We start from the raw sequence: 18,426 nt of genomic DNA on the forward strand, positions 1-18,426 counted from the left end.
GTGATACTAACGTGACGTGACCGGACGGTAGCTCTCCGCATAGCTGTCCGCGGGGTCCGCGTGGCCGCCGGGCAGCGCTCCCGCGTCCAGGTAGAACCACTCGGCGTCCGGACCGGGAGCCGACGCCGGCATGGGTTCCGGCTGCGGGGCGGGCCCGGTGGTGACCGGCGTCTCCGCCTTCGCCGGTCCCGGCATCAGCAGCTCCACGCGCAGGCCCAACCCCCGCTGCTGCGCGGTGAATTCCTCCACCTGGCTGCGGCAGGCGTGGTCGAGATGCGTCACGCCGGTCAGGTCCAGGCGGATGCGCGGCCTGCCCGAGGCCGCCGCGCTCTCCAGCGCCTCGATGACCTGCGGCAGCCGGAGGAAGGTCGCGTTGCCGGCCATGACGACCTTCGCGGTGTCCTCCTCGACGTGCTGCCTGATCACCGTCTGCGACATGCGCAGGGCCGCCAGCACGATCCCGGCCGCGAGGCCGATCAGGACACCTTCCAGCAGCGCGGTCGCGACGATGACCAGCGTCGTCACCGTCATCACCACGAACTCGCCGCGGTCCTGGCGCCACATCTTCGGGAACTCCTCCGGCGCGAACAGCTTCCAGCCGCTGTGCACCAGGACGCCCGCGAGCACCGAGATCGGGATCAGCGCCAGGACCTGCGGCAGCAGCAGCGCGAAGGCCAGCAGCCAAAGGCCGTGCAGGGTGCGGGAGATCCGGGTCTTCGCACCGGCCTGGACGTTGGCCGAGCTGCGCGCCACGACCGCGGTGATCGGGAGGGCGCCGAGGATGCCGGCGATGGTGTTCCCGGCGCCCTGGGCGATGAGTTCGGTGTTGTAGCGGGTGCGCGGGCCGCTGTGCATACGGTCCACGGCGGCCGCGGTGAACAGGCTCTCCGCCGAGGCGATCACCGTGAAGGTGAGGACGGCGGTGATGACCGCCGCGTCCGCCAGCCCCGCGAACTCCCCCGCCCCCGGCACCCGTACGGAGGCCAGCAGATTGCCGACCTGGAGCGTCTTCACGTCCACGCCGGGCAGCGCGGCCACCGCGATGCCGATGCCGACCGCGACCAGCGCGGCCGGGATGCGCTTCGCCGGGCCGGGTGCCTTCTTCCACAGGAAGCTCAGCACGATGGTGGCGATGCCGAGCAGCGTGGCGATCATCGCCTGCGGGTCGGTGAGGATGTCGGCGAACAGGCCCGGGATCCCGGCCATGTTCTCGACCGGCGTGCCGGGCGCCTTGGCGTCGGCCATCGGGTAGGCCTGGCTGAACATCAGCGGCAGTCCGATGCCGGCCAGCATGCCCTGGACCACGGCCAGGGAGATCGCCTGGAACATCCGGCCGAGGCGTACGACGCCGAGGACGATCTGGAGGATGCCGGAGAACAGGACGATCACGCCGAGCATCGCCAGGCCGTGCTCCAGCACCGTCTCCGCGACCAGCGCGGCGAGCCCGGCGGCCGGCCCGCTGACCTGAAGGGTGCTGCCCCGGACCGCGCCGACGACCAGGCCGCCGATCACCCCGGAGATGATGCCGAGTTCGGCGGGGACGCCGGAGGCCACCGCGACGCCGATGCACAGGGGCAGGGCGACGAGGAAGACGACGAGGGAGGCGGTGATCTCGTTGGCGAGATCGAGCCGCGCGCCCCCGGCCTTCACCGCACCCGAACCCGCGAACGCACCCGCACCCGCACCCGCACCCGCACCCGGGGCAGCGTGCGCGTTCGCGGTCTTCGCCGGCCCGGCGCCCCCGCCCTTCGGGCCGCCCCCCTTGCCGCGCGTCCGTCCGCGCGCATGCGCCCCGCTCATCCGGTATGCACCCGGAACCGGCCGTCGCCCTCCAGCTCGTGCACCTGCCCGGTGTCGACCTCGTAGTACCAGCCGTGCAGCCGCAGCCGCCCCTCGTCCAGCCGCTGCCGCACCACCGGGTAGGTCCGCAGTACGGCGAGCTGGTTGACGACGTTGCCCTGTGCCACGTCCGGCAGCGAGGGGTCGTCGGAGGCGGCGGTGAGGACCGGCCCCAGTTCGGGGCGGGCCAGCTTCAGCCAGGCGTCCACGCCCGGCAGCGCGGTCAGGTCGTCACCGGACTTCAGCGCGCCCATGGCACCGCAGTGTGAGTGACCGCACACGACGATGTCCTGAACCCCGAGCACCTCCAGTGCGTACTCGATGGTGGCGGCCTCCCCCGACGCGCCGGGACTGCCTTACGGCGGCACGATATTGCCCGCGTTGCGCAGCTCGAATATCTCTCCGGGCCGCGCACCGGTAATCAGTGCGGGTATGACCCGCGAGTCCGAGCAGGTTATGAAGAGCGCCTCGGGATATTGCCCCTCGGCCAGTTTCCGGTATTCGACGCTCTCGAAATCGACCCTGCGCCTGAACGAGCGGGCACGGTCCAGCAATGCCTTCAACGATGCCTCCTCAGCTGGGAGTCCGACCAGTTCACAGCACCGTAGAGGAGGGCACACCAGAGGAAGGTTAAGTAAAACCCAGAGCGCGTCCAGTAATTGGACATTCTTTGTCGCAATGCCCCGCAAGCGCTTGTTTCTTGTAGCGTGTCGACGTCAGGGCAGAGAATGCAAATTCACGGAGAGACAGGACGCATGGGCATACGAGTGCTGCTCATCGAGGACGACGAGACGATCGCCGAACCGCTCGCCGAGGGACTGGCTCACTTCGGGCTGACGGTGGATCACGTGACCACCGGGGCGGAGGGGTTGAGAAGGCCGTACGGCGATGTCGTCCTGCTGGACCTGGGGCTGCCGGACATGGACGGGGTCGACGTGTGCCGGGGCATCCGGCGGCTCTCGGACGTGCCGGTCATCATCCTGAGTGCGCGGGGTGAGGAGGCCGACCGGGTGCTGGGGCTGGAGCTGGGGGCGGACGACTATCTCGCGAAGCCGTTCAGCATCCGGGAGCTGGTGGCACGGGTGCGCGCCGTGACCCGCCGGACCCAGCGGACGGAGTCGGCGGCGGAGACGGTGGGTACGGAGGCTCCGGGCGAGCCGGAGCGCATCGGGACGGCGGCGCTGGACCGTGGCCGTACGGAGGCGCTGGTGGAGCGGTTGCGGGCCGGGGCGCTGGCGGAACGGGCGGCCGCCCCGCCGCCCACCGCACCCTCCTACGAGGCCGCGCCGCTTCCGTCGTACGACGACCCGACACCCCGGCCCTCCTACCCGCCCGGCCCGTTGGTCGTGGACCGCCGCACCCGTCAGGTCTGGGTCGGCGAGATCCCCGTCACCCTCACGCCGAAGGAGTTCGAGCTGCTGGCGCTGCTGACCGAGGATCCGGGTGCGGTGTACTCCCGGCAGCAGATCCTGGACCGGGTGTGGGACCCGCACTACGAGGGCCCGACCAAGACACTGGACGTCCATGTCGCCTCGCTGCGGCGCAAGTTGGGCAACCCGGCGTGGATCCAGACGCTGCGCGGGGTCGGCTTCCGGCTGGCGGTGCAGACCGAACCGGGCGGGCAGCAGGTGTCCTCGCCGTGACCCGCCGGCTGCTGCTCAGCTACCTCAGCCTCGCCGCGCTCGTGCTGCTGTGCCTGGAGATCCCGCTGGGCTTCGTGTACTCGCGCAGCGAGCGGGAGCGGGTGGTGAACGCGGCGAAGGACGAGGCCGAGTCGGTCTCCGCGTACGCCTCGCTGTCGCTCAGCGCGGGCCGCGCCGAGCGGGATCTGCCGCGCCGGGTGGTGCACTGCGCCGAACGGATCGGCGGCAAGGTGGTGATCGTGGACGCCGTGGGCGCGCTGCTCGCGACCTCGCATCCGCGGGCCGCCGTCATGTCGTCCGGCCTCGCCTCGCGCCCCGGCATCGCGGCCGCCCTGCACGGCACCTCCACGGTGGACGTCCGTACGTCGACCATCGGCGGGGTCGAGTACCTCTCGGTGGCCGCGCCGGTCCGCCACACCTCGGGGCTGCAGGGTGCCGTATGGCTGACGGTGCCGACCCGGACGGTGCACGAACGCGTCCATCACGTCTGGCTGTTGCTGGCGCTCGGCGGGCTCGGTGTGCTCACCGCGGTCGCGGTCGTGGGGTTCGCCATCGCCCGCTGGACCGGCCGGCCGATCCGTGAGCTGGAGCGGGCCACCCATGAGCTGGCCGAGGGCGGGCGGGCCACGCCGGTGACGATGACGAAGGGGCCGCCGGAGGTGCGCCGGCTGGCCACCGCGTTCAACCGTACGGCGGCCCGGCTCGCCCATCTCCTCGCCGCCCAGCGGGCGTTCGCGGGCGAGGCCTCGCACCAGCTCAAGACGCCGCTGGCGGCACTGCGGCTGCGGCTCGAGAACCTGGAGCCGAACGTCTCCGACCGTGGCCTCGGCAGCCTCACCGCCGCCGTGACCGAGACGGACCGGCTGTCCCGGATGGTCGAGGGGCTGCTGGCGATGGCCCGCCTGGAGGAGGACTCCGCCTCGCCCGCCCAGGTCGACGTGGGCGCCGTCTGCGCGGAGCGGCACCGCACCTGGCAGCCGCTGTTCGAGCAACAGCGGGTCTCGCTGGTGCTGTTCGCGGGCAGTGTGGGGCCGGTGCTTGCGGTGCCGGGCGGCGTCGAGCAGATCGTGGACAACCTGCTCTCCAACGCGCTGCGCGCCTCCCCGCGCGACTCCACCGTGACCATGGAGCTACGGCTGCACGTCCCGGCCCGGCGCGCCCTGCGTGACGCCCGTCCCGCCTGGGTCGACCTGCACGTCACCGACGAGGGCCCCGGCATGACCGCGGAGCAGCGGGACCGCGCCTTCGACCGGTTCTGGCGGGCGCCGGGCGCCCCCAAGGGCGGCACGGGCCTCGGCCTGTCACTGGTCCAGCGTCTCGCCCACGCGAGCGGCGGCGAGGCGAGCCTGCACGCCGCGCGTTCGGGCGGTCTGGACGCGGTGATCCGCCTGCCGTCGGCGGAGCCGCCGCGCGAGGGTCACGGACCCCTGGGTCCGCTCGGCCCGCTCGGTCCGGGGGTCGACAAGGCGACCGGGCAACGCAAGCGGGTGATACCGGCGTTGCGTGGGTGAGGGCGGGGATACTCAGGGGGCGCACCGGGGTGGCGGCACTCCGGGGAGCGTACGCGGGTGGCACTCGGCTGAGCGTCGATGAGCAGCACACACGCAGCACTCGGGTATGCCGTCCGTCGGTCACGCGTTGGCCACGGTCCGTCAACCATGCGCCTCTAGTTTCCATGCCGCTCCCCAGGCACGACCCCCGTCGCCGACCGGTGGCGGGGCGGTCTCCACCTCTTGGAGTGAGAGTGGAACGTCGTAATCTGCTGCGTGCGGCCGTCCTCGGCGGTTCCGCCGCCGTCTTCGGCGGAACCCTGTGGCGCGGCGCCGCGTACGCCGCGCCGGCCCAGCCCGGCCCCGGCCCCTACGGGGCGCTGGGCTCTCCCGACGCCAACGGCATCAGACTCCCCAGTGGCTTCACCAGCCGCGTCATCGCCCGCTCCGGCCAGACGGTCTCCGGAACGTCGTACACCTGGCACAACGCCCCGGACGGCGGCGCCTGTTACGCGGACGGCAGCGGCTGGATCTACGTCTCCAACTCGGAGATCAACCCCTCCGGCGGCGCGAGCGCGGTGAAGTTCTCGTCGACGGGCTCGATCACGGCCGCCTACCGGATCCTCTCGTCCACCCGGCAGAACTGCGCGGGCGGCAAGACCCCGTGGAACACCTGGCTGTCCTGCGAGGAGGTGTCCCTGGGCTACGTCTACGAGACCGACCCGTGGGGCGTGAACGCCGCTGTGCGGCGTGCGGCGATGGGCCGCTTCAAGCACGAGGCGGCGGCCGCGGACCCGGTGCGCCGGGTGATCTACCTGACCGAGGACGAGACCAACGGCCGCTTCTACCGGTTCGTGCCGACGACCTGGGGCAACCTGTCCTCGGGCACCCTTCAGGTGCTGGTCGCGGGCAGCGGCACCTCCGGCTCCTTCACCTGGGGGAACGTCCCCGACCCGGACGGCTCCCCGACCGCGACCCGCTCGCAGGTCTCGGGCTCCAAGTCCTTCAACGGCGGTGAGGGCTGCCACTACGCCGACAACACGGTCTGGTTCACGACCAAGGGCGACAACCGCGTCTGGCAGCTCGACCTCACGTCGAGCACCTACGAGCTGGCCTACGACGACTCCCTCGTCAACGGCACGGCCCCGCTCACCGGCGTCGACAACATCACCGGCTCCTCCTCCGGCGACCTGTTCGTCGCCGAGGACGGCGGCAACATGGAGATCTGTCTGATCACCCCGGACGACGTCGTCGCCTCGTTCCTGCGCGTCGACGGCCAGTCCGGCTCGGAGATCACCGGGCCGGCGTTCTCCCCCGACGGCACCCGCCTGTACTTCTCCAGCCAGCGCGGCACGAGCGGCAGCTCGTCGGGCGGCATCACGTACGAGGTGACGGGGCCCTTCCGCGCGTAGCGGTACGACTCCGACGGCCGTCCGCCGCGGCACCGGCCGCGGCGGACGGCTCTCCTCACCGGGCCGGGCTCACTGCACGTCGACGAAGTCGGCCGCCGTCGCCTGCACGGTGGTCGTGGCCCGGCCGTTGCGGTGCATCCGTCCGGTGCTCAAGGGGCGAATACCTGGTGAGCACTCGACCGAGGAAGGCGCTCCGCGCCAGGGTTGGTGGACGCACTCGTGTCAGGAGGGCACACGCAGAATGCGCCGACACGTCGCAGTGGTGGAGAGCGAGAACCGTATGCAGAGGGACGTCGTCCACGACTCGCCTCTGCGGGGGCGGGTCGCCGTCGTCACCGGGGCCGCCCGTGGAATCGGCGAGGCCCTCGCGCGGCGGCTGTCGGAGGCCGGCACGCACGTCGCCCTGCTCGGTCGCGAGGCGCGGTCCCTCCAGGACGCGGCAGCCTCACTTCCCGGCCCGACCCTGTGTATCGAGGCGGACGTCACCGACCAGGACGCACTCGACCGCGCGGCGGAGCAGGTCGCGGGCCGGCTGGGAGACGCGGCCGTCGTCGTGGCCAACGCCGGCGTCGCAGCCGGCGGTCCGTTCCGTCAGACGGACGCCGATCTCTGGCGGCGCGTCATCGACGTCAACCTGATCGGTGCGGCGAACACCGCCCGCGCCTTCCTGCCCCAGCTGTCCCGCACGCGCGGCTACTTCCTGCAGATCGCCTCCACAGCCGCCTTCGGCTCGGCACCCATGATGAGCGCGTACTGCGCCTCCAAAGCCGGTGCGGAATCCTTCGCACGTGCCCTGCGCGGCAAGGTCGAGCCCGACGGTGTCGCGGTCGGCATCGCCTACGTGCACTGGACGGGCACGGACATGATCAGCGGAATGGACGATCACCCGGTACTGCGGGCCCTGCGGGCCCACCAGCCGTGGTTCGCCCGCCGCGTGCACAGCCCCGAGCAGGTGGCCGAATGGCTCACCGCGGGCGTCACCGGCCGGGCTCCCCACATCTACGCTCCGCCCTGGCTGCGCTGGTGCCAGCCCCTGCGCCCCTTGTTCCCCACCGTGGTCACCCGGGTGGCCCGCCGAGAGCTGCGCCGGACGGACTCCGACGGGCTCGCCGTAGACCTCGGAGTGATGGGCGCGGGTGGGCGCGCCGACTGGGACGCCCACATCTCCGAGGCCCCGCGTTCCCGTCCTCCTCGGTGACCCGAACCGTCATGCACCGAGCCCGGCCGGCGGGCCTGCCGACACGGCTGCCGACGCACGGAAGGGCGGCACCCTCCGCACAGGGTGCCGCCCTCCTTCGTGATCCGGAGCCGCCGCCCATCGGTCTTGAGGGTCGGGGACGGGCAGCGGCTCCGGGGTTCCGAGGGCCGTACGGGCCGGACGGCTCGTACGGCCCGTACCGCTAGCGGTGGTCGCTGCCCACCGACTCGGACGCCGCGCGCCCCGCCTCCAGGCGCGCCACCGGGATGCGGAACGGCGAGCAGGAGACGTAGTCGAGGCCGACCTCGTGGAAGAAGTGCACCGACTCGGGGTCACCGCCGTGCTCGCCGCAGACGCCGAGCTTCAGGTCGGGGCGGGTCTCACGGCCCGCCTGCGCCGCCGCGGCGACCAGGGAGCCGACGCCGTCCTTGTCGATCGTCTCGAACGGGGAGACGCCGAAGATGCCCTTCTCCAGGTAGGCCGTGAAGAAGCTCGCCTCCACGTCGTCCCGGCTGAAGCCCCACACCGTCTGGGTGAGGTCGTTCGTGCCGAAGCTGAAGAACTCCGCCGCCTCGGCGATCTGGCCGGCGGTGAGCGCGGCGCGCGGGAGTTCGATCATCGTGCCGATCGAGAGCTTCAGCTTTGTACCGGTCGCCGCCTCGACCTCCGCGATGACCTGGTCGGCCTCCTCGCGGACGATCTCCAGCTCCTGGACGGTGCCGACGAGCGGGATCATGATCTCGGCGCGCGGGTCGCCCTTGGCGTTCTTGCGCTCGGCGGCCGCTTCCGCGATCGCGCGGACCTGCATCGTGAACAGACCGGGGATGACCAGGCCCAGGCGTACGCCGCGCAGGCCCAGCATCGGGTTCTGCTCGTGCAGGCGGTGGACGGCCTGGAGGAGGCGCAGCTCGTTCTCGTGGGGCTCCTGACGGGACTCCGCCAGGGCCACGCGGACCGAGAGCTCCGTGATGTCGGGCAGGAACTCGTGCAGCGGCGGGTCGAGGAGACGGATCGTCACCGGCAGCCCGTCCATCGCCGAGAACAGCTCGACGAAGTCCTTCTTCTGCAGCGGCAGCAGCTCCGCCAAGGCGGCCTCGCGGACCTCCTCGGTGTCGGCGAGGATCAGCCTCTCCACCATCTCGCGGCGCTCGCCGAGGAACATGTGCTCGGTGCGGCACAGGCCGATGCCCTGGGCGCCGAAGCGCCGGGCGCGCAGCGCGTCCTCGGCGTTGTCCGCGTTGGCGCGCACCCGCAGCCGGCGCTTGCGGTCCGCGAAGGCCATGATGCGGTGGACCGCCTCGACCAGCTCGTCGGCGTCCTGCGCACCCGCGTGCATACGGCCCTCGAAGTACTCCACGACGGGAGAGGGGACCACCGGGACCTCGCCCAGGTAGACCTTGCCGGACGAGCCGTCGATCGAGATGACGTCGCCTTCCTCGACGACGTGCCCGCCGGGGACCGTCATGCGGCGGCGCTTGGTGTCGACCTCCAGCTCCTCCGCGCCGCAGACACAGGTCTTGCCCATGCCGCGCGCGACGACGGCCGCGTGGGAGGTCTTGCCGCCGCGCGAGGTCAGGATGCCCTCGGCCGCGATCATGCCGTCGAGGTCGTCGGGGTTGGTCTCCCGGCGGACCAGGATGACCTTCTCGCCCGAACGCGACCACTTGACCGCGGTGTACGAGTCGAAGACGGCCTTGCCGACCGCCGCACCCGGCGACGCCGCGATGCCCCGGCCGACCTGCTCGACCTTCGCCTCCTCGTCGAACTTCGGGAACATCAGCTGCGCGAGCTGGGCGCCGTTGACGCGCTGGAGCGCCTCCGCCTCGTCGATGAGGCCCTGGTCCACGAGCTGGGTCGCGATACGGAAGGCGGCGCCCGCCGTGCGCTTGCCGACGCGGGTCTGGAGCATCCACAGCTGACCGCGCTCGATCGTGAACTCGATGTCGCAGAGGTCCTTGTAGTGGTTCTCCAGCGTCTCCATGATCTGCATCAGCTGGTCGTACGACTTCTTGTCGATCGACTCCAGCTCCGCGAGCGGCACGGTGTTGCGGATGCCCGCGACCACGTCCTCGCCCTGGGCGTTCTGGAGGTAGTCGCCGTAGACGCCCTGGTGGCCGGAGGCGGGGTCACGGGTGAAGGCGACGCCGGTGCCGGAGTCCGGGCCGAGGTTGCCGAAGACCATCGAGCAGACGTTGACGGCCGTGCCGAGGTCGCCGGGGATGCGCTCCTGGCGGCGGTAGAGCTTGGCGCGGTCGGTGTTCCACGAGTTGAAGACCGCCTCGATGGCGAGGTCCATCTGCTCGCGGGGCTCCTGCGGGAAGTCCCGGCCGGCCTCCTTCTTGACGATCTTCTTGAAGGCGGTGACCAGCTTCTTGAGGTCGGCGGCCTCCAGGTCGGTGTCGACCGTGACCTTCTTGGCCTCCTTGGCCTTGTCGAGGGCCTCCTCGAAGAGGTCGCCGTCGACGCCGAGGACGGTCTTGCCGAACATCTGGATGAGGCGGCGGTAGGAGTCCCACGCGAACCGCTCGTCGCCGGCCTGGTCGGCGAGGCCCTTCACGGACTTGTCGGAGAGTCCGATGTTGAGGACCGTGTCCATCATGCCGGGCATGGAGAACTTGGCGCCGGAGCGGACCGAGACCAGAAGCGGGTTGTCGGCCTGGCCGAGCTTCTTGCCCATGCGGCTCTCGAGAGCGTCGAGGTGCGCACTCACCTCGTCACGCAGTGCCGCCGGCTCCGCGCCGCTGTCGAGGTAGACCTTGCAGGCTTCCGTCGTGATCGTGAAGCCCGGGGGAACGGGAAGCCCCAGGTTGGTCATCTCGGCGAGGTTGGCGCCCTTGCCACCCAGGAGGTCCTTGAGGTCCTTGTTTCCCTCGGTGAAGTCGTAAACGAACTTCGCTACGTGGGGTTCTTTGTTTTCCGACACGGTCTCGACTCCCTCGAGGACGTGGTGGCTGCCCTGACGGCGAGGAACATACCCAGATCGAAGGCGCCTGGGTACGTCTACTCACGCGTCATGCGCCTGTAACCACCCGTCCGCCAGTGGATCGAAAGTCAAGGCTTGGCAAGCCGTGACGGGCTGATGTTTTCACTTCTTGAACGCAGGAGCGCCCTCAAGTGCAGTTTACCGCTCACATGAGCGGACTCTCCGCACGTTTGATTTCGATCGATGAACGATCAAGGGGTGGCACCCAGTGCCACCCCTTGGAGAAGTGCAGCCGCTCAAGATCCGCTCATCTGAGCGGAACCCTTATCAAGGGTGGCGAGAATCACGCTGCCACAGCCGCCGGAATTTCACCATGCGGACCCGGCCCCGAAACGGAAACACGGCCGTCACACACCCAGCGCGACCAGCCGGTCTTCCACCCGCTCGGGCGCGTAGAGATGCTCCACGACGAGCGCCCCGGCCCCGATCAGCCCGGCCCGCTCCCCCAGCCGCGAGGTCACGACGTCCAGATGAGCGGTGGAGCGCGGCAGCGCCCGCTGGTACAGCAGCTCCCGGACCCCGGTCAGGAAGGCCGTCCCGGCCAGATCCCCGGCGATCATCAGCACTCCGGGGTTGAGCAGCGTCACCACGGTCGCCAGTACGTCCCCGACCTGCCGCCCCGCCTCCCGGGCCAGCGCCGCCGCCCCCGGGTGTCCGGACGCGAGCAGGTCCCGTACGTCCGAGCCGGAGGCCGCCGGCACGCCCGTCTCGGCCAGCCGCCGGGCCACGGCACGACCGCTGGCGACGGCGGCCAGACAGCCGTGGGAGCCGCAGCGGCACTGGGCGTCGGCGCCCACCCGGATGTGCCCGATGTCGCCGGCGCCCCCGTCGATGCCCCGGTAGACCGAGCCGTCCACGACGACCCCGGCGCCGATACCGGTCGACACCTTGACCAGGACGAAGGCCGAGCAGTCCGGGTATCCGGTGCGCTGTTCGCCGTACGCCATGAGGTTGGCGTCGTTGTCGACGAGGACCGGCACGGGCGCCGCGCCGGTCTCCTCGCCGAAGGCCCTCGCCAGCCGGCCCGTTATGTCGTAGCCGTCCCAGCCGGGCATGATCGGCGGCTGGACGACGCGGCCGGTCTCGCTGTCCACGGGGCCAGGCACCGCGAGCCCGATGCCGCAGACCTCTCCGGCCCGCCGCCCGGCCTTCTCCAGCAGTTCGGCGAACCAGTGCCCCAGCTCGCCCAGCACCGCCTCCGGCCCGTCCTCGACGACCAGCGTGCCGCTGTGCTCGGCGAGGATCTCGCCGGTCAGCGTCAGTACGGCGGCACGCGCGTGCCGGGTCTCCAGGTCGGCGGCGAGCACGATGGCGTGGGCGTCGTCGAACTCCAGCGTGATGGAGGGGCGACCGCCCAGCGGGGAGTCCACGGGGCCGCCGGCGCCTTCGCGCAGCCAGCCGGCGCGGAAGAGGCGGTCGAGGCGCTGGCCGACGGTGGCACGGGAGAGCCCGGTGGCCTGCTGAAGTGCTCCGCGCGTGACGGCCCGTCCGCTCCGCACCAGTTCGAGCAGATCCCCGGCGCTGATCTGACCCCGTGCGCTCATGCACACCCCCTTGTGTTTCTCAAGCTTGCATTACATATTAGATTTTGCGTGTTAAATAGACGTAACTCTAAGGTGTTGCCGACCGAACCGGTCGGCCGGACGTCTTTTCGGGGAGCCCCGAGTGGATCGCACTGCCCAACTCACCGCCCGCCGCGCGGACCGTGACATTGCATACGATCCGCCGCCCGAGGCGGACTCCCCGCACGCCGGAGCCGCCCGTGTACTGGAGGAGAACTGGACCGGCACCTCCACGGTGCCCTCACGTGGTCTGTACCCCCACCAGTGGTCCTGGGACTCCGCGTTCATCGCGATCGGCCTGAGGCACGTCTCGCCGTTACGGGCCCAGACGGAACTGGAGACGCTGCTCGACGCCCAGTGGGGTGACGGGCGCGTCCCGCACATCGTCTTCAACCCCTCCGTGCCGCTCGACGCCTACTTCCCGAGCCCCGACTTCTGGCGCTCCTCGACCGCCGGGCGGGCCGCGGGCGCCCCGCGCACCGTACAGACCTCCGGCATCGTGCAGCCACCGGTGCACGCGCTGGCCGCCTGGCTGGTGCACCGCGCCGACCCGGGGCTGTCCCGGGCGCGCGGTTTCCTCACTCGGGTCTATCCCCGGCTGGCCGCCTGGCACCGCTATCTGCTGCACCGGCGCGACCTCGGCGGCGCCGGCCTCGCGTCGGTCGTGCACCCCTGGGAACAGGGCATGGACAACAGCCCCTGCTGGGACGCGCCCCTGCGCCGCGTCCCGCCCGCGCCGACCCGCTCCTTCCGCCGGGCCGACCTCGACCACGGGGCGGCGGAGGACCGGCCGACGGATCTGGACTACGGGCGGTACGTGCGGCTGGCGACGGACTACCGGGACGGCGAGTACGCGGATGGCCAGGGGCTGTTCGCCGTCGAGGACCCGGCGTTCAACGCCCTGCTCATCGCCTCCGAGCACGCGCTGGCCGGCATCGCGCGGGAGCTGGGGGCGACCGGCACGGCCCGGCACGCGCGCGCCGAACGCCTGACGGCGGCACTGATCGACCGCATGTGGGATCCGGCGAGCGGCATGTTCCTCTGCCACGACGTGCGGTCGGGCGGGCTCATCCCGGAGCGCGGAGTCAGCGGCCTGATCCCGCTCCTCCTGCCGACGCTCCCGCGCGACATCGCCGCCACCCTGGTCGGCACGGCGCACGGCCCGCATTTCGGCCTCGGCCGCACCACCCGCCTCGCCCCGTCCTACGACCTCCTGGGCGAGGCCTTCGACCCGCACCGCTACTGGCGGGGCCCGGCCTGGTTCAACACCGGCTGGCTGCTGGAGCGGGGCCTGCGCACGCACGGCGAGCGGGACCGGGCCGAGGCGCTGCGCGAGGCGATGCTCGACCTCGCCGTCGCCTCCGACTTCGCCGAGTACGTCGATCCGTACACCGGCAAGGCCTGCGGCACCACACGCTTCAGCTGGACGGCGGCGCTCACGCTCGACCTGCTGCACGACTTCGAGGAACTCATGGATTCCAAGGGAGGGGACCGGGGATGACGGACCGTCACCATCTGCTCGTGTACGGGGGTACGTTCGCCGCCGTGGGCGACGCCGGCGACATCAGCGGCGTACGGGCCGCCGGCTCTCCGGAGGGGTTGTTCGTACGCGACGCCAGGCATCTGAGCCGCTGGCAGCTCACCGTGGACGGGGCGGTGCCCGAGACGCTCTCGCCGGTGGCCGACGGTGACACGGCACGCTGTGTGCTGGTGCCGCGCGGCGGACGCGACGAGCCTCCGGCGTACACGCTCTTCCGCGAACAGGCCGTCGGCGACGGCTCGTTCATCGACGTCATCCGCGTGACGAGCAACCGTCCGGTGCCGACGACGATCCGTCTCGCGCTGACCGCCGACGCCGACTTCAGCGACCAGTTCGAGCTGCGCTCCGACCACCGCACGTACGCCAAGTCCGGCGCCAAGCGGCGCCGACAGGCCCTTGACCACGGCGTGGAGTTCAGCTACCAGCGAGGCGAGTGGCGCTCGGTGACGACGGTGACAGCCGAGCCCGCGCCGGACGCCGTCGAGGAGACCGGGACCGGTGCCCGCCGGCTGGTGTGGGCCCTGGGTCTCGAACCGCACGGCACGACGGAGCTGACCCTGCGGGTGATGGCCCGCCCGCACGGCGACAAACGCGCCCTGCGCGTACCCCGCTCCCCCGCGGCCCTTTCCGCCCAACTCATCGCACAGGAAGGTGAGTTCGTCGAAGGTGTGGCCTTCCCGACGGGCTGGCCGGAGCTGGCCGCCGCCTGTGCGCGGGGTCTGGCCGACCTGGCCGCGCTCCAGGTCCCGGCGACGGGCCCCGACGGCGAGGAACTGCGTGTACCGGCCGCCGGAGCCCCATGGTTCCTGACGCTGCTGGGCCGCGACGCCCTGCTCACCTCGCTCTTCACGCTGCCCTACCGGCCCCGGCTCGCCGCGGCCACACTCCCCGCGCTGGCGGCGACGCAGGCGACGGCCCGGACGGGGCCCGACGGGGTCTCCCAGCCCGGCAAGATCGTGCACGAGGTCCGGCACGGCGAGCTGGCGCACTTCGGGCAGGTGCCGTACGGCCGTTACTACGGCTCCGTGGACGCGACGCCGCTGTTCCTGATCCTGCTCGGCGCGTACGTCGAGCAGACCGGCGACACGCCCCTTGCGCGGCGCCTTGAGTCGCACGCCCGTGCCGCGATCGGCTGGATGCTGGACCACGGCGGCCTCACCACCCGCGGCTATCTGGTCTACCGCGCCGACCAGGGCGGCCTCGCCAACCAGAACTGGAAGGACTCCCCCGGCGCGATCTGTTCCTCCGACGGCACCCGGCCCGCCGGCCCGGTGATGGCGGCGGGCGCCCAGGGCTATGCGTACGACGCCCTGCGCCGCACGGCGTGGCTGGCCCGCACGGTGTGGCAGGACGGGACGTACGCGGCGCTCCTGGAGCAGGCGGCGGCCGATCTGCGTGACCGTTTCCAGCGGGACTTCTGGATGCCGGTGCACTCCTTCCCGGCGCTGGCGCTGGACGGCGAGGGCCGCCAGGTGGACGCCCTCGCATCCGACGCCGGGCATCTGCTCTGGTCCGGGCTGCTGGACAAGGAGTACGGCGAGCTGGTGGGCCGGCGTCTGCTGGAGCCGGACTTCTTCTCGGGCTGGGGCGTACGCACGCTGGCCTCCGGCCAGCCCGCCTACCACCCCCTCTCCTACCACCGCGGCTCGGTCTGGCCGCACGACAACGCCCTGATCGGTTTGGGCCTGGCCCGCTACGGCCTGCATGACGAGGCCCGGACGGTGGCGCACGCGCTGGTCGACGCGGCGACGACGACCGGGCATCGGCTGCCGGAGGTGCTGGCGGGGTACGGCCGTGACACGCACGCGGAGCCGGTGCCGTATCCGCATGCGTGCGAGCGCGAGTCCCGCTCGGCGGCAGCGCCGCTGGCTCTGCTGACGGCGGTGGGCGGGGCGTAGCCCCTCCGGGGTGGTGCGGGGTTCCACGGCCTCGGCTTCGCCGTCGCCCGATGCCGTGTTCCCACCCGCACCACCCGTACCACTCTCGTCGCCGGGTGCGGGTGGCCCTGGCGGGGGCGCATCGCCGTCGGCGGCCGCGGGTTCGAGGGTCCGGGGGTCCGGAGGTCCGGAGGTCCGGGGGGGCCGGGGGGGCCGGGGGGGCCGGGGGGCCGGGGGGCCGGAGGTCCGGAGGTCCGCCGGGGGCTTGTCGGCGTCCGCGGGGTCGTCGGACCCGTCGTCCGTCGAGGGCTCGTCGTCGGTGGGTGTGAGGGTTCGGAGGTCTGCTGTTGACTGCCGGTCGCTGTCGGCGGCCGCCGACCCCGCAGGCCCGTGCGGCCGACCATCCGGTCGAGGGTTCAACGCCGTTGGCGGGCCACCTCGGACCTGTTGGCCCGCCGTTTGCCGGGTGTTTGCCGAGCGCTGGGGGGCGGGAGCTGAACACAGGTGCAGGCCGGCCCGTACGAGGAGATGGCGGGCCCTCAGCCTCCCCAGCGAGGCCCGCCACAACTCCAGCAGGGGCCTCGCACGGAAGGACCTTCGGGTGCCTGTCTTCACGCGCTTTCGTCAACCCACCGGCAAGAACGACGACTTGACCGACGAGGCCCCCACCGACAAGAAGCCCTCGGAAGACCCCCCGCCGGACCACCAGCCGCCCGAGCCCCCGGGGAGCAGCGAGGCGCCGGAGCCCTCGCCCGACGGCCAGGCGCCCGAGCCCACGCCCATCACCGGCGACAGGCCCAGCACCCCCGCGGACACCCACCAGACCTCGGCAGACGACCGGACCCCCGAACCCGAGGCCGCCGACAGCGACCAGCAGTCGACAGCGGATCCCCGAACCCTCACACCCACCGACGACGAACCCTCGACGGACGACGACCCCGACGACCCCGCGGACGCCGACAAACCCCCGGCAGACACCCGAACCCCCGAACCCCCGGCCGCCGACAGCGACCAGCAGTCGACAGCAGACCCCCGAACCCTCACACCCACCGACGACGAACCCTCGACGGACGACGACCCCGACGACCCCGCGGACGCCGACAAACCCCCGGCAGACACCCGGACCCCCGAACCCGCGGCCGCCGACGGCGATGCGCCCCCGCAGGGGGCACCCGCACCCGGGGACGAGAGTGTCACGGGTGGTGCGGGTGGGAGCGAATCGGGCGATGGCGGAGCCGAGGGCGAAGGGCGGCGGCGGCCATACCTCCGCTGGACCCTCACCCTCCTCGCCGCCGCCCTCATCTACGTCTGCCTCCAGATGCCGAACACCCTCGGCAGCCTCAGACTCCGGGAGTTCGTCCGCCTCCCCGCGGAAGCGGTCATCGGCGCCGCCGTACTTCTCAGCCTCCCGCGCCGCCCCCGCATCATCGTCGCGGCGACGACAGGCGCGTTCCTGGGCGCCCTCACCATGCTCAACCTGCTGGACATGGGCTTCAACGAGTACCTGGGCCGGCACTTCAACATCGTCCTGGACTGGGAACTCCTCGACGACGCCCAGTCGTACATGCAGGACTCCATGGGCGGCTCCACCGCGGTGCTGCTCACGATCGGCTCGATACTCCTCGCCGTACTCCTGACAGCCCTGGCCGCCCTCGCCACCGTCCACGTCGCCAACCTCCTGGCCCGGCACAAGGCGAACGCGTCCAGGGGCACCCTGATCGCCGGCACCGTCTGGATCACCTGCACGGCGTTCGGCGTCCAGATCGCCGGCGTGCCGATCGCCGCCGACCACACCGCCGGCGTCGTCAAGGTGCACGCCCGCCGCGCGCTGGACACCCTGCGCGACGAGGCGCAGTTCGCGAAGGACGCGAAGGCCGACACGTTCGGCGGCACACCGCCCGCCCAGCTGGTCCCCGACCTGCGCGGCAAGGACATCGTCTTCACCTTCATCGAGAGCTACGGCCGCAGCGCGATCGAGGACCCGGAGATCGCCCCCGGCGTCACGAACACGCTCGACACCAGCACGAAGGCCCTGGCGAAGGCCGGCTTCCAGGCGAAGAGCGGCTGGCTGACGTCGGCGACGTTCGGCGGCAACAGCTGGCTGGGCCACTCCAGCACCCTGTCCGGCCTGTGGATCGACAACCAGCAGCGCTACCGCACGGTCATGGCCAGCGACCACCTCAGCCTCACCAAGGTCTTCAAGAAGACCGGCGAATGGGACACGGTCGGCGTGATGCCCGGCGTGCAGAAGAGCTGGCCGGAGCAGAAGTACTACGGACTGGACAAGGTCTACAACGCCTTCCAACTGGGCTACAAGGGACCCAAGTTCAGCTGGTCGACGATGCCCGACCAGTACGCCCTGGAAGCCTTCCAGCGCCAGGTGCACGGCAAGGAGCGCGACAAGCCCCTGATGTCGGAGATCATCCTGACCTCCAGCCACCAGCCCTGGGCGCCGATCCCGCAGATGGTCGACTGGGACGACCTGGGCGACGGCTCGGTCTTCAAGGCCATCCAGAAGGCGGGCGTCAAGCCGGGAGACATCATCTCCGACTCCAGCCGCTCCAAGCAGGAGTACGGCAAGTCCGTCTCGTACTCGGTCACCAGCCTCACCCAGTGGCTGGAGCGCTACGGCACCGACGACACCGTCCTCGTCTTCCTGGGCGACCACCAGCCGATATCCCGGGTCAGCGGCGTCAGGGCCAGCCGGGACGTGCCGATCTCGATCGTCGCGAAGGACCCGAAGGTGCTGGACAAGATCGCCGACTGGAACTGGACGGACGGCCTGCAGCCCGCGCCCGAGGCCCCGGTGTGGAAGATGAGCTCCTTCCGGGACCGCTTCCTGACGGCGTACGGCTCCACGCCGAACCCGTCGAAGTAGCCCC

At 71.6% G+C, this 18,426-nt stretch carries 10 protein-coding genes and 1 pseudogene; 7 read left to right on the plus strand and 4 right to left on the minus strand.

Going from position 1 to position 18,426, the window contains the following annotated elements:
- Nucleotides 1–6: 6 nt before the first annotated feature.
- Nucleotides 7–1,800 (minus strand): SulP family inorganic anion transporter, encoded by a 1,794-nt coding sequence (locus AC3ETA_RS01305; protein WP_432190928.1) that lies wholly within the window; start codon nt 1,798–1,800, stop codon nt 7–9.
- Nucleotides 1,797–2,402 (minus strand): annotated as a pseudogene (locus AC3ETA_RS01310) (carbonic anhydrase). The gene AC3ETA_RS01305 and the pseudogene AC3ETA_RS01310 overlap by 4 nt, the downstream one beginning before the upstream one ends.
- Before the next feature lie 192 nt (nt 2,403–2,594).
- Between AC3ETA_RS01310 and AC3ETA_RS01315 the strand changes: the two are divergent.
- The 4 genes from AC3ETA_RS01315 (at nt 2,595) to AC3ETA_RS01330 (ending at nt 7,582) form a co-directional block, all read left to right on the plus strand.
- On the plus strand, nt 2,595–3,482 hold the full coding sequence (locus tag AC3ETA_RS01315) for a response regulator transcription factor (protein ID WP_432190929.1): 888 nt from the start codon (nt 2,595–2,597) through the stop codon (nt 3,480–3,482).
- Nucleotides 3,479–4,993: a sensor histidine kinase gene (locus AC3ETA_RS01320; RefSeq protein WP_432190930.1), complete on the plus strand. Its 1,515-nt coding sequence runs from the start codon at nt 3,479–3,481 to the stop codon at nt 4,991–4,993. The genes AC3ETA_RS01315 and AC3ETA_RS01320 overlap by 4 nt, the downstream gene beginning before the upstream one ends.
- A gap of 233 nt (nt 4,994–5,226) precedes the next feature.
- Entirely contained in the window at nt 5,227–6,384 is a 1,158-nt protein-coding gene (locus AC3ETA_RS01325; protein WP_432190931.1) for an alkaline phosphatase PhoX, read from the plus strand.
- Nucleotides 6,385–6,664: 280 nt separating this feature from the next.
- On the plus strand, nt 6,665–7,582 hold the full coding sequence (locus AC3ETA_RS01330) for an SDR family oxidoreductase (RefSeq protein WP_432191053.1): 918 nt from the start codon (nt 6,665–6,667) through the stop codon (nt 7,580–7,582).
- 202 nt (nt 7,583–7,784) lie between these two features.
- Here the strand turns inward: AC3ETA_RS01330 and ppdK are convergent, their stop codons facing one another.
- Both ppdK and AC3ETA_RS01340 read right to left on the minus strand, forming a co-directional pair.
- Nucleotides 7,785–10,505 (minus strand): pyruvate, phosphate dikinase, encoded by a 2,721-nt coding sequence (ppdK, locus tag AC3ETA_RS01335; RefSeq protein WP_432190932.1) that lies wholly within the window; start codon nt 10,503–10,505, stop codon nt 7,785–7,787.
- A 407-nt stretch (nt 10,506–10,912) separates the two neighbouring features.
- Nucleotides 10,913–12,109 carry an ROK family transcriptional regulator gene (locus AC3ETA_RS01340; RefSeq protein WP_432190933.1) on the minus strand — a complete coding sequence of 399 codons (1,197 nt, stop codon included), beginning with the start codon at nt 12,107–12,109 and terminating at the stop codon, nt 10,913–10,915.
- Between the two features lie 121 nt (nt 12,110–12,230).
- On the opposite strand from AC3ETA_RS01340, the gene AC3ETA_RS01345 reads away from it, so the two are divergent.
- From AC3ETA_RS01345 to AC3ETA_RS01355, 3 genes are all read left to right on the plus strand, one after another.
- The gene (locus tag AC3ETA_RS01345) at nt 12,231–13,628 is read left to right on the plus strand and encodes an MGH1-like glycoside hydrolase domain-containing protein (protein ID WP_432190934.1); all 1,398 of its coding nucleotides are present in this window, start codon (nt 12,231–12,233) and stop codon (nt 13,626–13,628) included.
- Nucleotides 13,625–15,565, plus strand: coding sequence for an amylo-alpha-1,6-glucosidase (locus AC3ETA_RS01350; RefSeq protein WP_432190935.1), 1,941 nt, complete (start codon nt 13,625–13,627; stop codon nt 15,563–15,565). The genes AC3ETA_RS01345 and AC3ETA_RS01350 overlap by 4 nt, the downstream gene beginning before the upstream one ends.
- Before the next feature lie 580 nt (nt 15,566–16,145).
- Complete coding sequence (locus AC3ETA_RS01355) at nt 16,146–18,422, plus strand: CDP-alcohol phosphatidyltransferase (protein ID WP_432190936.1); 2,277 nt, start codon at nt 16,146–16,148, stop codon at nt 18,420–18,422.
- Nucleotides 18,423–18,426: the final 4 nt, after the last annotated feature.

Source organism: Streptomyces sp. bgisy027 (assembly GCF_057710365.1).